The 15,038-nt window shown below is 43.9% G+C and carries 15 protein-coding genes; 8 read left to right on the forward strand and 7 right to left on the reverse strand.

Translation table 11 applies throughout. From position 1 onward, the window contains the following. The first annotated feature begins 122 nt into the window (after positions 1-122). On the forward strand, positions 123-1,133 hold the full coding sequence (gene lytE / locus C1T29_RS05925; RefSeq protein WP_095432731.1) for a peptidoglycan endopeptidase LytE: 1,011 nt from the start codon (positions 123-125) through the stop codon (positions 1,131-1,133). A 69-nt stretch (positions 1,134-1,202) separates the two neighbouring features. On the opposite strand, the gene citR is transcribed toward lytE, so the two are convergent. Continuing rightward, entirely contained in the window at positions 1,203-2,078 is an 876-nt protein-coding gene (gene citR, locus C1T29_RS05930) for a transcriptional regulator CitR (protein WP_014663348.1), read from the reverse strand. A 108-nt stretch (positions 2,079-2,186) separates the two neighbouring features. On the opposite strand from citR, the gene citA reads away from it, so the two are divergent. The 4 genes from citA (at position 2,187) to C1T29_RS05950 (ending at position 7,342) form a co-directional block, all read left to right on the forward strand. Further along, positions 2,187-3,287 carry a citrate synthase CitA gene (gene citA / locus C1T29_RS05935; RefSeq protein ID WP_095432730.1) on the forward strand — a complete coding sequence of 367 codons (1,101 nt, stop codon included), beginning with the start codon at positions 2,187-2,189 and terminating at the stop codon, positions 3,285-3,287. A 73-nt stretch (positions 3,288-3,360) separates the two neighbouring features. Then, the gene (locus tag C1T29_RS05940) at positions 3,361-4,230 is read left to right on the forward strand and encodes an SDR family oxidoreductase (protein ID WP_095432729.1); all 870 of its coding nucleotides are present in this window, start codon (positions 3,361-3,363) and stop codon (positions 4,228-4,230) included. Between the two features lie 250 nt (positions 4,231-4,480). Beyond that, positions 4,481-5,878: a branched-chain amino acid transporter BcaP gene (bcaP, locus tag C1T29_RS05945; protein ID WP_003245791.1), complete on the forward strand. Its 1,398-nt coding sequence runs from the start codon at positions 4,481-4,483 to the stop codon at positions 5,876-5,878. A gap of 108 nt (positions 5,879-5,986) precedes the next feature. Next, positions 5,987-7,342, forward strand: coding sequence for a sodium-dependent transporter (locus C1T29_RS05950; protein WP_071580739.1), 1,356 nt, complete (start codon positions 5,987-5,989; stop codon positions 7,340-7,342). A 35-nt stretch (positions 7,343-7,377) separates the two neighbouring features. On the opposite strand, the gene C1T29_RS05955 is transcribed toward C1T29_RS05950, so the two are convergent. After that, positions 7,378-8,787 (reverse strand): MocR-like pyridoxine biosynthesis transcription factor PdxR, encoded by a 1,410-nt coding sequence (locus C1T29_RS05955; RefSeq protein WP_103748959.1) that lies wholly within the window; start codon positions 8,785-8,787, stop codon positions 7,378-7,380. Between the two features lie 109 nt (positions 8,788-8,896). Here C1T29_RS05955 and C1T29_RS05960 point away from each other — a divergent pair, with 109 nt between their 5' ends. Further along, on the forward strand, positions 8,897-9,325 hold the full coding sequence (locus tag C1T29_RS05960) for a GNAT family N-acetyltransferase (protein WP_040083604.1): 429 nt from the start codon (positions 8,897-8,899) through the stop codon (positions 9,323-9,325). A gap of 32 nt (positions 9,326-9,357) precedes the next feature. Here C1T29_RS05960 and C1T29_RS05965 read toward each other — a convergent pair whose 3' ends face one another. The 3 genes from C1T29_RS05965 to sigM are packed head-to-tail and all read right to left on the reverse strand — an operon-like array spanning position 9,358 to position 11,193. Next, entirely contained in the window at positions 9,358-9,648 is a 291-nt protein-coding gene (locus tag C1T29_RS05965; RefSeq protein WP_003233341.1) for an anti-sigma-M factor, read from the reverse strand. Beyond that, a complete protein-coding gene (locus C1T29_RS05970) occupies positions 9,636-10,712 on the reverse strand; it encodes an anti-sigma factor (protein WP_103748958.1) in 1,077 nt (358 codons plus the stop codon). The genes C1T29_RS05965 and C1T29_RS05970 overlap by 13 nt, the downstream gene beginning before the upstream one ends. Next, positions 10,702-11,193 (reverse strand): RNA polymerase sigma factor SigM, encoded by a 492-nt coding sequence (sigM, locus tag C1T29_RS05975; RefSeq protein ID WP_003224177.1) that lies wholly within the window; start codon positions 11,191-11,193, stop codon positions 10,702-10,704. Before sigM ends, C1T29_RS05970 begins: the two co-directional genes overlap by 11 nt. A 196-nt stretch (positions 11,194-11,389) precedes the next feature. Between sigM and akrN the strand changes: the two genes are divergently transcribed. Both akrN and C1T29_RS05985 read left to right on the forward strand, forming a co-directional pair. Next, positions 11,390-12,385 carry an aldo/keto reductase AkrN gene (gene akrN / locus C1T29_RS05980; protein ID WP_103748957.1) on the forward strand — a complete coding sequence of 332 codons (996 nt, stop codon included), beginning with the start codon at positions 11,390-11,392 and terminating at the stop codon, positions 12,383-12,385. Positions 12,386-12,519: 134 nt separating this feature from the next. Next, positions 12,520-13,119, forward strand: coding sequence for a 1-acylglycerol-3-phosphate O-acyltransferase (locus C1T29_RS05985; protein ID WP_014663357.1), 600 nt, complete (start codon positions 12,520-12,522; stop codon positions 13,117-13,119). A 58-nt stretch (positions 13,120-13,177) separates the two neighbouring features. On the opposite strand, the gene C1T29_RS05990 is transcribed toward C1T29_RS05985, so the two are convergent. Continuing rightward, positions 13,178-14,512, reverse strand: a complete 1,335-nt coding sequence (locus C1T29_RS05990; RefSeq protein WP_040083600.1) for a hemolysin family protein — start codon at positions 14,510-14,512, stop codon at positions 13,178-13,180. A 60-nt stretch (positions 14,513-14,572) separates the two neighbouring features. Beyond that, on the reverse strand, positions 14,573-15,004 hold the full coding sequence (gene cueR / locus C1T29_RS05995; protein ID WP_040083818.1) for a Cu(I)-responsive transcriptional regulator: 432 nt from the start codon (positions 15,002-15,004) through the stop codon (positions 14,573-14,575). Positions 15,005-15,038 lie beyond the last annotated feature (34 nt).

The following is a 15,038-nucleotide window of genomic DNA, read 5'->3' on the forward strand; positions in this document are numbered from 1 at the left end:
TATAGTATTGCTTCTTTTTATGAATTATCTATAAAAATAAGTAAATAATAACAATATAAACAATAAAATTAATTAAAAAAAAGAGATACATATATAGAGAGTTAACATTTGGGGAGGAAAATATGAAAAAGCAAATCATTACAGCTACGACAGCAGTTGTTTTAGGATCGACATTATTTGCAGGAGCGGCGTCTGCACAAAGCATTAAGGTGAAAAAAGGCGACACGTTATGGGATCTTTCAAGAAAATACGACACAACGATCAGTAAAATTAAATCAGAGAACCACCTTCGTTCGGACTTTATTTATGTGGGACAGACTTTATCGATTAACGGCAAATCTACAAGTTCAAAAAGCAGCAGTTCTTCTTCTTCCGCTTCTTCTACATACAAAGTAAAGAGCGGAGACAGCCTGTGGAAAATTTCAAAAAAATACGGCATGACAGTCAATGAACTGAAAAAACTGAATGGCTTAAAATCAGACTTGCTTCGTGTTGGACAAGTCCTGAAACTGAAAGGCTCATCAAGTTCAAGCAGCTCCAGCTCATCGAGCGTATCAACGTCTTCAACTTCCACTTATAAAGTGAAGCGCGGGGACAGTCTGTCTAAAATCGCAAAACAATACGGCACTACGGTTAGCAAATTAAAAAGCTTAAACGGCTTAAAATCAGATGTAATCTATGTCAACCAAGTATTGAAGGTGAAAGGAACAAGCACAAGCAGCTCCAAGCCTGCTTCTTCTTCATCATCTTCAAGCAGCAAAGCATCATCTACTACATCACTGAATGTGAGCAAGCTGGTTTCTGATGCGAAAGCGTTAGTCGGCACGCCATATAAATGGGGCGGAACGACAACTTCTGGCTTTGACTGCAGCGGATTCATTTGGTATGTACTGAATAAACAAACAAGTGTGGGCAGAACAAGCACTGCGGGATACTGGAGTTCTATGAAAAGCATTGCCAGCCCGTCTGTTGGTGACTTCGTCTTCTTCACAACATATAAATCCGGCCCTTCTCACATGGGGATTTACATTGGAAACAACAGCTTCATTCATGCAGGATCTGACGGCGTACAAATCAGCAGCTTGGACAACAGCTACTGGAAGCCTCGTTACCTCGGTGCGAAAAGATTCTAATTTTAGAGGAAACCCGTTCATTGGAACGGGTTTTTTTCATTAGACGGAGCACATCCATTTTGGTTGCTCCTAAAAATGAAAATGTGATAAAAAATCCAAGAATTTTTTTTCTTTCTTATTTTCATAAAGGGCGATTGCATAAGCGCCGGCATAGGGCAGCTGAGCAGACTGATAAGGGATTCTGATCATCTGTTTTTCTGCTAACTCCCGCTTTACTGTAGATAAAGGCAGAAATGAAACCCCGAGTCCTTCCTTGATAAACCGTTTCGTTATATGTGTTTGTGTGACCTTCATTGTCCTCACAAATGGAAATGTCACTCTGACTTGACGGAGCAAGTCGTCCCAGTAATCAGGATGATTGTGGGTCAAAAGCAGGTATTGCTCGAGCACCTCTTTGGCATCAATTTCTTTGTCTTCTATGAAACGCTGATCGGGCGGGGCAACAAGGACGACAGGGTCTTTATAAAGGCAGTGGCAGCTTAAAGAGGAAGACTGTACCTTTAGACAGCTCAGTCCGATATCAGCTTCCCCGGCTTTTATCAGTGACGCGATTTCCGCTGATTCGAAAATCGTCACCGCCATTTCTGTTTCCGTGTTCATTGCTGTGTACCGCTTCATGACAGAAGGAAGCACAGTATCTGCAATAAGCGGAGAAACCGCGAGCTGTAAGGTTTGAGAGTAGCCTTGTCGCACTCTGTGAAGCTCTGCCATGCTGTTTTCATAATCATCAAGCAGCCTGAGCGCATACGGTAAATAAGCCCTGCCTTCATCAGTCAGCTGGATCTGTCTGCCTTTTCGCTCAAACAGCTTGCAGCTGATTTCTTTTTCTAATTGCTTGATATGCACAGTCACAGTGGGCTGAGATAAGAAAAGCGTTTCCGCTGTTTTTCGGAAGTTTTCATATTTCGCAGCAGTCACAAAGGTATGAAGCCATTTGAAATCCATTTCTATTCTCCCTCTGATTAATATTTTTAATTAATTTCCTTTAAAATATTCATTATTTTTTAAATATTATATTTACTATAATAACAGAAAAGGATAGGGGGAATACAAATGGTACATTACGGATTAAAGGGAATTACATGTGTGGAAACATCCATCAGCCATATTGATGGTGAAAAAGGGCGTCTGATTTACAGAGGCCATCATGCAAAAGACATCGCACTGAATCATAGCTTTGAAGAAGCGGCTTATTTGATTTTATTTGGGAAACTGCCTTCAGCTGAAGAATTGCAGGTATTTAAAGATAAGCTGGCTGCGGACCGGTACCTTCCGGAACACATTGAGCGCTTGGTTCAGTCATTGCCAAACAATATGGACGATATGTCGGTGCTGAGAACGGTTGTGTCAGCATTGGGGGAAAATACGTACACATTCCATCCGAAAACAGAAGAAGCAATCCGGCTTATTGCAATCACGCCCTCCATCATTGCCTACAGAAAAAGGTGGTCGCTCGGTGAACAAGCAATAACACCTTCTTCCCAGTACGGACATGTCGAAAACTATTATTATATGCTCACAGGTGAACAGCCTTCAGAGGCAAAAAAGAAAGCGCTTGAAACCTATATGATTCTGGCCATGGAGCACGGCATGAACGCATCCACTTTTTCGGCAAGGGTCACATTATCTACAGAAAGTGATTTAGTGTCAGCCGTCACGGCTGCTCTTGGCACGATGAAAGGCCCGCTCCACGGAGGCGCCCCTTCTGCTGTGACAAAAATGCTTGAAGACATTGGAGAAAAAGAACATGCTGAAGCATATCTGAAAGAAAAACTCGAAAAAGGAGAGCGCTTGATGGGATTCGGCCACAGGGTGTACAAAACAAAAGACCCGCGGGCAGAAGCTTTGAGACAGAAAGCAGAAGAGGTGGCCGGCAATGACCGCGATCTCGATCTTGCACTCCATGTAGAAGCAGAAGCGATTCGTTTGCTTGAAATCTACAAACCGGGACGAAAGCTGTACACAAATGTTGAATTTTATGCGGCTGCTGTGATGAAGGCCATCGATTTTGACGATGAATTGTTTACACCGACCTTTTCTGCAAGCCGAATGGTGGGATGGTGCGCCCATGTGCTGGAACAGGCGGAAAACAACATGATTTTCCGTCCATCAGCGAAATATACAGGTGCCATTCCTGAGGAAGTTCTTTCATAGCATATTTTGGCGTTTACTCACTTCTGTCGTGTGGTAACGTTCAGTATTAACCACATGTCTAGGAGTGATGAATGTGAACCCAATGGACAGACAAACAGAAGGACAAGAACCCCAGCATCAGGACAGACAGCCGGGCATTGAATCAGAAATGAATCCGCTGCCCCTGTCAGATGACGAGGATTATCGAGGAAGCGGAAAATTGAAAGGAAAAGTCGCGATCATTACCGGAGGCGACAGCGGGATAGGGAGAGCGGCTGCCATTGCGTTTGCTAAAGAGGGGGCTGATATCTCCATTCTTTACTTAGATGAGCATTCGGACGCAGAGGAAACACGTAAACGGATCGAAAAGGAAAATGTCCGCTGCCTGCTTATCCCGGGAGATGTCGGGGACGAGAACCATTGTGAACAAGCTGTGCGGCAAACAGTGGACCATTTTGGCAAACTAGATATCTTGGTGAACAACGCCGCTGAACAGCATCCCCAGGACAGCATTCTCAATATTTCAACAGAACAGCTGGAAAAAACCTTTCGCACAAATATTTTTTCCATGTTTCATATGACGAAGAAAGCTTTGCCTCACTTGCGAGGGGGCAGTGCCATTATCAATACGACATCGATTACCGCTTATGAAGGAGATACGGCGTTAATTGATTATTCCAGCACAAAAGGTGCGATTGTCTCCTTTACGCGGTCCATGGCGAAGTCGCTTGCGGATAAAGGCATCAGAGTGAATGCGGTGGCGCCTGGTCCGATTTGGACACCGCTTATTCCGGCGACATTCCCTGAGGAAAAAGTGAAACAGCACGGCTTGGATACCCCAATGGGAAGACCGGGACAGCCGGTTGAGCATGCGGGCGCCTATGTTCTGCTGGCGTCTGACGAATCTTCCTATATGACAGGGCAGACCATTCATGTGAATGGCGGCCGTTTTATTTCAACGTAATCAACGAAAAACCAGCTTTGATAGCTGGTTTTTTTGTGTGGTTAGAAATTGGAAAATAAAAAATTTGTCGATTTTTCTAACAATTTTGTTTTCATTTTTGCAATTTTATATATAATATTGAGTAGGAGAAAGGAATGATTCACGACCAGTACAAATATAGTAGAAAAACAGAAAAATGACCATTGCCGCTCATGAATTCAGAAAATTCAAATAAAATATATAAAAATAGATGATCGGGAGTTGAAGGGGAATGAAAGGGAGCGTATTTAGGAAGAAAAGCATTCAGGATTTAATCGCTGCGACGAGCGGTGAAAAGTCTTTAAAAAGAGAATTAGGGGCGTTCGATTTAACGTTGCTTGGAATCGGCGCCATTATTGGTACAGGAATTTTTGTTCTGACGGGAACAGGCGCAGTCACGGCAGGTCCCGGACTGACCATTTCATTTGTTGTGGCGGCGCTGGCTTGTTTATTCGCCGCCCTGTCTTACGCGGAGTTTGCGTCAAGTGTGCCTGTTTCAGGTTCGGTGTATACATTCACTTATGCGACATTGGGAGAGCTTATGGCCTTTATTATCGGGTGGGATTTAATTTTAGAATACATGCTGGCGGTAAGTGCAGTGTCGGTCGGCTGGTCTGGTTATTTCCAATCATTTTTATCAGGGCTCGGCATTCATCTTCCGGTTGCTTTAACAGCGGCACCGGGCGCAGTGAAAGGCACCTTTACTCTGTTTAATCTTCCTGCATTCGTCATTGTAATGGCGATCACATATTTGCTTTATTTAGGCATCAAAGAATCAAAAAGAGTCAACAATATCATGGTTATCTTGAAGATACTGGTTGTTCTGCTGTTTATCGCGGTGGCAGCCGTTTACGTGAAGCCGCACAACTGGCAGCCGTTTATGCCAATGGGCTTTGGCGGCGTATTCAGTGCAGCGGCGCTCGTATTCTTTGCTTTTATCGGATTTGACGCTGTATCCTCTGCTGCGGAAGAGACGAAAAATCCCGCAAAGGATCTGCCTAAAGGCATTATTTTCTCTTTACTGGTTTGCACGATTTTATATGTCACCGTATCAGCAATCATGACTGGGGTTATCCCGTTTGCTCAATTTGCGGGTGTGGATCATCCGGTTTCTCTTGTTCTTCAAAGCGCAGGGCAAAACTGGGTGGCTGGCATCATTGATATTGGCGCCGTGCTGGGAATGACAACAGTTATGCTCGTGATGCTTTACGGGCAGACCCGCGTCATGTTTGCCATGTCGCGTGACGGACTTGTGCCGGGCTCACTTTCTAAAGTGCATCCAAAGCACAAAACACCTTATGTAGCCACTTGGTTTTTCGGAACGATGTCGGCGCTTCTCGGCTCACTTGTTCCGCTGGATGAACTTGCAAAGCTGGTAAACATCGGGACGTTGTCGGCATTTGTCCTGATTTCTGTGGCAGTTATCGTTTTGAGAAAGAAACAGCCTGATCTTCCGAGAGCTTTTAAATGCCCGGGAGTTCCCGTGATCCCAGGCCTGGCGATTCTGTTCTGCCTGTTCTTGATTTTAAATCTGGGATGGGTGACGATTGTCCGCTTCCTGGTGTGGCTGTTAATCGGCTTGGTCATCTATTTCCTGTATTCAAGAAAGCATTCAAAATTAAATCAATAAATAACGAGCGGCCATACGGCCGCTCTCTTTTCTGTTCTTGGCAAATGAATCTATAGAAATGAAGACAAAAATAAGAGATAATATAGGCTGGAAAGGAAGTGACGTTTATTGTCTGAGCAAAAACCAGTCCAATGGGCTTCGAAAATTGGTTTCGTCATGGCAGCGGCCGGTTCGGCTATCGGCTTGGGCGCGATTTGGAAGTTCCCTTACGTAGCGGGGACCAATGGGGGAGGAGCCTTTTTTCTTATCTTCGTGTTATTTACCATCCTCTTAGGCTATCCGCTTTTGGTGGGGGAATTTATTTTTGGAAGACGGAACCAGACGAATGCCATTGATGCATATAAAAAAGAAGCGCCGCGATCAGCTTGGTTTCTTACCGGGTGGATCGGTGTAGCCGCGTGTTTCTTAGTGCTGTCGTTTTACAGTGTAATCGGAGGATGGATCTTGCTGTATATCGTAAAAACGGCGTCAGGCTCACTGTCCGGGCTTTCCCAAGCACAGTATGGCGCTCTTTTTGCTTCTATTATCCAAAATCCGGTGCAGACGCTCACGGCTCAGCTTGTTTTTATGGTACTGACTGTCATCGTTGTCGCCAGAGGGGTTCAAAAAGGGATTGAACGGGTCAGCGCGGTGATAATGCCGATTTTGTTTTTGTTGTTTATTCTGCTTGTTCTCCGGTCTCTTACGCTTAATGGTGGAATGGAAGGCGTAAAGTTTCTGCTTGTGCCACATTTCAGCGATCTGACTCCGGAATCTATATTATTCGCTTTGGGACAGGCTTTCTTTACGTTAACATTGGGGGTATCGGTGATGGTGACCTATAGCTCCTATTTGCCGAAAACACAAAATATCCCTCGTTCGGCAGCCTCCATTGTCTTGATGAATATCATTGTGACACTCTTGGCAGGTCTAGCTATTTTTCCGGCTGTTTTTTCATTCGGTTTTCAGCCAAATGAAGGACCGACACTGCTGTTTACAGTGCTTCCAGCCGTTTTTGAACAGCTGCCGTTTGGCACGTTGTTTTTTATAGGCTTTCTCGTTGCATTTTTATTTGCGGCCTTAACCTCAGCGTTTTCGATGGTTGAAATTATTGTCGCCACAATCGGAAAAGGGGACGAAAAGAAGAGGAAAAAACTGTCATGGACGAGCGGGTTTTTGATCTTTTTGGTCGGAATCCCATGCTGCCTGTCTTATGGCGTATTAAGTGATGTGCACCTATTTGGCAAAACGTTTTTTGATATTGCTGATTTTACCGTCAGCAATGTTTTAATGCCTTCAGGCGCTCTGTTAATTTCTCTTTTTATCCCGCTTAAAATTTCGAAGAGCGAGCTCTTGGCAGAAATGAGAAATGGATCAAATGCAGGTAAAGCATTCTTTTACACATGGTTTTATTTGCTTCGTTTTATCGTGCCGCTTGCCATTATTATCGTGTTCTTAAATTTAATCGGAATTTTATCATTTTAAAAAAACAGGCTCCGGGAATGGAGCCTGTTTTTTATTTAATAAGGTGATATCAACGGCGCCCATGCCGTTTTTAGTTTTTGGATGCCGAGCCTGATGTCCTCTTCTGACAAACCGCCATAACCGATTAAGACAGAAACAAAAGGCGTTCGTTCTTTATATGAAGGGGAGACGGGATAGATGGTTACACCGTTATTTGCGGCTGTTTTTATTGCTTCGTCCTCACTTGCTGGAAACAAAAGACGCAGCAGAATGTGAAGCCCCGAGTTTTTACCGAGAATTTCAACGGTGTTCCCTAGTTCAGAGCGGATGGCTTCTAACAGGACAGCGTGTTTTTTTCGGTAAAGGCCTCTCATTCTATTTATGTGTTTTTGCCACTCTCCGGTTTCGATGAAGTCTGCCAGCGCGAATTGCGAGTGGGCAGAGACGGTTTGCTTCATTAACTCAGCGTTGTTTTTGATCGATTTCATGAGTTCAGGGGGCACAATCATGAAGCTAAGCCGCAAGGAAGGCAGAAGTGACTTTGAAAAAGTGCCAAGATATATGACTCTGCCATTCGGATCTAGGCCCTGTAAAGACGGAATGGGATGGCCGCTGTAGCGAAATTCCCCGTCATAATCATCCTCTATAATGAATGAATTTGATTTTGCTGCCCATGCAAGCAGCTCCTGTCTGCGGGTTATCGTCATGATGGTCCCAAGCGGAAACTGATGCGAAGGAGTCGTATACATGAAATAAGGATTCCGGCGGTAGAGCTCATCCGGCAGGACGCCTTCTGCATCAGTACAAATCGGAATGACATTCATGCGATTTGCTTCAAATATCTTTCTTGAACGGTGAAAGCCCGGTTCTTCAAAGCCGATTTTTGTCCCTGGTTTTAGCATAAGGCAAAGAATTTGCAGAAGCACGGTGGTTCCTGCACCAATGATAATCTGGCCGGGATCGCAATTTACTCCCCGAGACAGCCTGACGAATCGGGCAATCGTGTGCCTGAGTTCGTATTCTCCCTGAGGGTCTCCAGAGGTGTGAAACGAATCAGAATAGCGATCCAGACTTTTTACTATGCTTTTTCTCCATGCGGTAAACGGGAAGTGGGCCGGATCAACATTGCCTTGATAGAAGTCAATAGCAGGTGCGTTCTTTTTATGTGAGCCAGGCTGTGCAGACTGCTGAAAATGGTCAGGAGCTGACGGAAAGTCTGGCTCTACTTCTGCCGCGAACCAACCGATTTTCGGCTTGCTTTTGACATAGCCCTCAGCAGTTAATTGCTCGTAAGCTCGTTCTATTGTTGCCGTGCTGACATCGAGCAAGCTGGAGAGCCTGCGTTTTGAAGGAAGTTTTGTTCCTTTTGCAATTCGCGCATGTGAAATCTCTTGTTTGAAAAAGCTATAGAGCTGCTCATACAGCGGTATTTTGCTCTTTTTATCAAGAAACGGCGTGATATCCATCTCGTATCCCCTTTTTATCTGGCATGGTCATTTTTTCTGATAGTGGCTATTTGGTAAATGCCATTTATTAGCTATGATCATTGTAACGAAAGGAAAGGGGATTGAGAAGATGATTCATATCAAACAATTAACCACGAAAGAAGAATGGGCTGAGTCGTATCCGGTCATGGGTGAATTGAGAACAGAACTAGATATCGAGACATATTTACAAAGGCTTGAAGCCTGTGTGCAGAAAGAATCGTATATGCTTTTTGCCTTATATGAAGATACAGAGATCAGAGCGCTGTGCGGCGCTCAGCCGAGGGTTTCCATTCATAAAGGAGAGCACTTGTGGGTTGCGGATCTAGTTACAACGGCACCTAGCCGATCAAAGGGATACGGCAAAATGCTTTTGGATTATGCCGCAGACTGGGCGAGTAAAGCCAGACTTGGCTTTGTCAGTCTTTCATCTGGCCTTCAGCGTAAAGACGCACATCGATTTTATACAGAAAAAATGGGTTTTGCTATAGAAAGCTATTTGTTCCGAAAACCGGTGTAAATGAAAAAAGACGCCTGAAAAGGCGTCTTTTTTTAAAAGCCAAACTGTAAATTTGTATCTACAGATACAATGGTATACACACAAATAATCACAAAGAGATTAAGGATGACGCCGAGCAGGCCGGGGCCTGTGCGTCCTCTCTTGATGAAGAGTTCAACAACGCCGAACGGAACGGCAGCCATGGCGAACGGAAGCATTTGATAGGAATAAAACGTGACATTGCTGATAATCGCCAAATTCAGCAAGAGCAGGGACAGAACCGCTGTCCCGACAGAGATCCAGCCGAATACATTGTGTTCTTTAAAAATTCTTACCAGTTCCATAATTCCACCTCGCCGACATTCGCTGATTTTACAGATTTGTTTTTCAGCATCCGCTGGATTTCCTTGGTTGGTCCTGTAACGACCGAACCGTAAACATTGACACCGTTTTTCTCTACATAATCTAATCGGTTATCTACATTCAGGTCTTTGCGTTTTGAAATGACCTGAGCCCATTTTTCGTGTTTGGACATAAATTTCAGGGCGTTGATAAACTGATCGCCATTCGACTTGCCTTTTGTATTAAGGGCGGCCAAGAACTTTGAATCCTTTCCAGGATAGCCAAGAGGTTCTGTGGAAGCTGTCTTATTTGTGTTTTTCTCTGTTTCGATTGCGTTCCACAAAAAGCTCACATCATAGCCTTTGAATTTGTTATACACGTCTTTTGTCGGATATGCGCGGTCATATGAAATGTAGACCTCGGATACCGTTCCTTCAGGCAATGTCTTTAATGTTTTTTCTGCTTTTGCGGTTGTTTGTTCAGACGTGTTTGAAGGGTGTGTGAAGTAATGGCCGGTTTTATTCGCTTCTAAGTCATAGTAGTTTACAGCCGGCGCTTTTACTTTGTTATAAAACATTTCAACCCGTTCATTCCCTACGGCAGCCGTCTTCGTGCCAATCTGCTTTTGCAGCGGGAATTCCGTATTCATGCCAAACAGCTTCACTTGGCTTTTCAGCCCGGAAGTATCAACAAGAACATTCGGCATGGTCAGGGCTACAGTGACTGCGGCGGTTTCCATAAACTCATTGCCGGTGCTGTGTTTTCCGCCCATTCCGTAATAGAGGTAGCTTCCCAGCGTGCAAAGCGGCAAAATCATCAATGTCGAAATGACGGCAAGCACAGAAATTCGCAAATAAGATTTGCGTTTGCCGTAGGCTAAAATCGCTTTTTGTTTTTCAGGACTGATGCTGATATCCCAATCGTTATCGTCCTCTAGCTCGCTGTCAATCAATTCCTGATATACTTCGAGCTTCTCAAGTTCTTCCTCAAATGCGGTCATTTCCTGGTCGCTCATTTCCCCATTTTTATATTGATCAAAACGCTTTTTAAATTCTTCATTCATCATTAACACCTCTATTATAAAGTGCTTTCAGCCGCTGTCTGGCACGAAATAAAACACTTTTAAAATTCGCCTCTGAAATATTCATAATATGGGATGCTTCTTTGTAATTTAACTCTTTTAAATAGTATAACGTTAAGGCCTCCCGATAATTATCGGGGAGCTCGGACATATAACCAGTCAGCACTTCCTTTATCTCTACCTGATGGGCAGGGCTCTGAACAGCATTTTGAAAGAGGCTTCCGATTAAGTCATCAGAAATGGTTACTTCTTTCTTATGCTTTCTGACGTAATCAATGAAGGCGTTTCGCGCCACTTGAAAAAGCCAGGGCTTTACTTTGCTGTGATCATAGGAGTGAATGTGTATGTATGCCCGCATAAAGGTTTCCTGCAGCAAGTCTTCAGCAAGATGCTTGTCTTTTGTCATGGAGAGCAGGAACCTGTAAACATCATTCATGTACATTTGGTAAATTTCATCGATCGTCACTGCCTTTTCTCCCCTCTATGTTATACACGCATAAGAAAGGTTTAAAGTTGCACATTACATGCAAACGGCTTTTTTATACCTAATCAAACACCATTCCTATATAGTACCCAAAAATGGCCGCAAAAGATAGTGCGGAGAAATGTTTAACATTTTTTCCAGAGGGGAAAAGATAGTGAAAAAGTGAAGGAGTGGCACAATGGAATATACCAGTATCGCAGACACAGGAATAGAAGCCTCCAGAATCGGCCTCGGCACATGGGCCATTGGCGGAACGATGTGGGGAGGCACTGACGAAAAAACATCGATTGAAACAATCCGCGCCGCTCTTGATCAGGGGATTACACTGATTGACACCGCGCCGGCTTACGGCTTCGGGCAGTCCGAGGAAATCGTCGGAAAGGCAATCAAGGAGTACGGCAAAAGAGACAAGGTAATTCTCGCAACCAAAACGGCTTTGGACTGGAAGAACAACCAGCTGTTCCGCCATGCGAACAGAGCGAGAATTGTAGAGGAAGTTGAGGATTCTTTAAAACGGCTTCAAACAGATTATATTGACCTTTATCAGGTGCATTGGCCTGATCCGCTTGTGCCAATTGAAGAAACAGCGGAAGTCATGAAGGAATTATATGATGCGGGAAAAATCCGGGCGATTGGCGTAAGCAATTTTTCGATTGAGCAAATGGATACATTTCGCGCCGTTGCACCCCTCCATACGATTCAGCCTCCTTATAATTTGTTTGAAAGAGAAATGGAAGAGAATGTTCTTCCGTATGCGAGAGATCACAAGGTGACAACCTTATTATACGGCAGTTTATGCAGAGGGCTGTTAACAGGCAAAATGACTGAAGAATATACATTTGAGAGCGATGATCTGCGTAATCACGATCCAAAATTCCAGAAGCCCCGCTTTAAAGAGTATCTTTCTGCTGTGAATCAATTGGATAAGCTGGCGAAGACTCGTTATGGAAAATCAGTGATTCACTTGGCTGTCAGATGGATCTTAGACCAGCCGGGAGCGGATGTCGCTCTTTGGGGGGCAAGGAAGCCTGAACAGCTTGAGGCGCTATCTGAGATTACAGGCTGGACGCTGAATAGTGAAGATCAGAAAGATATCAATACCATATTGGAAAATACAATTTCAGACCCAGTCGGACCGGAGTTTATGGCCCCGCCGACCAGAGAGGAAATATAACAAAAGCTGAGGGCGAATCCTCAGCTTTTTGGCGTTTTAACGGGAGAAATCTTAAAAATTAGTACCAGGTAATAAAAAATATTGTTATAATAGATGACAGAAAGAATCATTGATTACGACAAAGGAAGTGCGATATGTATAAGTTTTGTGCAAATGCTTTAAAAGTTATTCTTTCTCTTCGCGGAGGAGTGAAGGTGTATAACAAAGAAAACCTTCCGGCCGATTCAGGTTTTGTCATCGCGTGTACACATTCCGGCTGGGTTGATGTGATTACACTCGGAGTCGGGATTCTTCCTTATCAAATACACTACATGGCGAAAAAAGAGCTTTTTCAAAATAAATGGATCGGTTCGTTTCTGCAGAAAATTCATGCCTTTCCGGTAGATCGGGAAAATCCCGGGCCAAGCAGTATTAAAACACCGATTAAGCTGCTGAAAGAAGGAGAGATTGTCGGTATCTTCCCAAGCGGAACAAGAACCTCTGAGGACGTGCCTTTGAAAAGAGGTGCGGTGACAATTGCGCAAATGGGGAAAGCGCCGCTTGTTCCTGCTGCATATCAGGGCCCTTCAAGCGGAAAAGAATTGTTCAAAAAAGGAAAAATGAAGCTGATTATCGGTGAGCCTCTTCACCAGGCTGATTTTGCCCACCTGCCGTCAAAGGAAAGACTTGCAGCAATGACAGAGGCTTTGAATCAGCGGATTAAAGAATTAGAGAATAAACTTGATCAGCTATAAGGCGTTAGCCTGAAACTGTGAAAATAAGAAAAGCACCTTTTATAAGGTGCTTTTCTTATTATGCTTCCTGTTGGTTAGCAGTCTCGAGAAGTTCTTCTTCTTGAAGCTTTTTCACTTCAATATATGCGACGTGGTGGCCGTCAATTTCATTAATGATGAATTCGCAGCCTTCTTCGATGATAGAATCATCTTTTTCAACATCGTATTTTTGAGTAAGGAACCAGCCGCCGATTGTATCGACTTCTTCGTTCTCTAAATGAATGCCGAGCAGGTCGTTTACTTGGTCAATTAGCACTTTTCCGTCAAGAATATAATGGCCTTCGCCGATTTTGCGGATTTCGCTAATTTCATCAATATCAAATTCATCGCGAATTTCACCGACAATTTCCTCGATGATGTCCTCAACCGTTACAAGCCCGGCAGTGCCGCCGTATTCATCAGACAAGATGGCCATGTGGACCCTCTCTTTTTGCATTTTGACAAGCAGGTCTTGGATCGGCGCAGATTCAATGACATGAATGATCGGATTGACGAATTCAGAAATGGTCGAATCAACAGATACCTCGCCGCTGATGCAGGCGGTCAGCACTTCTTTTATGTTAATAACCCCGATAATGTTATCTTTATCGCCCTCTTCCACAGGGTAGCGGGTATATTTTTCGATCTGAATGATATCCATCATTTCAGAAATCTTGATATCATGCGGAAGGCTGACAATTTCGGTCCGCGGAATCATAATTTCTTTCGCGAGCCTGTCGTCAAATTCAAAGATTTTATTTACATATTTAAACTCTGACTGGTTGATTTCACCGCTTTTATAGCTTTCAGACAAAATGATTCGCAGCTCTTCTTCAGAGTGAGCCAGTTCGTTTTCTGAAACGGTCTCCAGGCCAAATGCTTTTGTCAATAACCGTGCGGAATTGTTCAAAAGCCAAATGAACGGGAACATAATGCGGTAAAACCAAATCAGCGGTTTCGCAAACAGCATAGACACTGCTTCCGCCTTTTGGATAGCGACTGTCTTAGGTGCAAGTTCTCCAACAACAACGTGCAGGAACGTGATAATGGCATACGCAAAAATAAACGATATGACATGTGAAAGGGAACCTGGAACGTTCAATTTTACGAAAAGCGGGTGAAGCAGCCTTTCAATCGTTGATTCACCTAAGACCCCTAATCCGATGGAAGTCAGTGTAATTCCGAGCTGACACGCAGATAAATATTCATCAAGATGCGTGGTCACTTTTTTTACGGCTATTGCTGCTTTATTTCCTTCCGCGATCAGCTGATCGATCCGTGAGCCTCTGATTCTGATAATGGCAAACTCAGATGCCACGAAAAATGCCGTCAGGGCGATTAAAACAGCAACTAAAATCAAATTCACTATGTCCAATTAGAACCTTCACTCTAGCAATGAGAATGAAGGTAACACCTCCTGTTAGATAAAATGGTTTTAACTTAACAGCAGCATTAATGATTGGAACACGGCGAGCTTTTCAGGCGGGAGCTTGCTTTTCAGCTTGTCACGATCCTCAGGCTTCAGCCGTTCAAACCGATGCAAGATTCCGGAGATGTTTTGATTCATATGATCAATTTCTAATGCCAGATTTCCAATTTCATCATTAAGTTTAGCTGAAGAGGGAAACTGGTTCTCCAGTCGATCTTTAATATCGGACAGGGCCAATCGCTGCTTCTTGCAATCTACAATAAATATAAGCCGTTTGAGTGCATTTTCGTCGTAGTAACGGTAATTTGAACAGGATCTGGCCGGCGTAAGCAGACCGAGATTCGTATAATAATCAACTGTCCGTTTCGTTACTCCGGCGAGCGCCGCTAGTTCACTGATGCGATAAGTCTCAGCCCCATCTATATCCCTCCCAACCATCACGTTATAGTTATGAGAATAGTTTAATATATGA

It is taken from the genome of Bacillus sp. MBGLi79 (genome assembly GCF_002953915.1).

Coding starts and splice junctions, on each gene's coding strand:
- lytE (WP_095432731.1), top strand. CDS start 123: ATGAAAAAGCAAATCATTACAGCTACGACAGCAGTTGTTTTAGGATCG.
- citR (WP_014663348.1), bottom strand. CDS start 2,078: ATGGATTTCAAATGGCTTCATACCTTTGTGACTGCTGCGAAATATGAA.
- citA (WP_095432730.1), top strand. CDS start 2,187: ATGGTACATTACGGATTAAAGGGAATTACATGTGTGGAAACATCCATC.
- bcaP (WP_003245791.1), top strand. CDS start 4,481: ATGAAAGGGAGCGTATTTAGGAAGAAAAGCATTCAGGATTTAATCGCT.
- C1T29_RS05955 (WP_103748959.1), bottom strand. CDS start 8,787: ATGGATATCACGCCGTTTCTTGATAAAAAGAGCAAAATACCGCTGTAT.
- C1T29_RS05960 (WP_040083604.1), top strand. CDS start 8,897: ATGATTCATATCAAACAATTAACCACGAAAGAAGAATGGGCTGAGTCG.
- C1T29_RS05965 (WP_003233341.1), bottom strand. CDS start 9,648: ATGGAACTGGTAAGAATTTTTAAAGAACACAATGTATTCGGCTGGATC.
- C1T29_RS05970 (WP_103748958.1), bottom strand. CDS start 10,712: ATGATGAATGAAGAATTTAAAAAGCGTTTTGATCAATATAAAAATGGG.
- akrN (WP_103748957.1), top strand. CDS start 11,390: ATGGAATATACCAGTATCGCAGACACAGGAATAGAAGCCTCCAGAATC.
- C1T29_RS05985 (WP_014663357.1), top strand. CDS start 12,520: ATGTATAAGTTTTGTGCAAATGCTTTAAAAGTTATTCTTTCTCTTCGC.
- cueR (WP_040083818.1), bottom strand. CDS start 15,004: ATGGTTGGGAGGGATATAGATGGGGCTGAGACTTATCGCATCAGTGAA.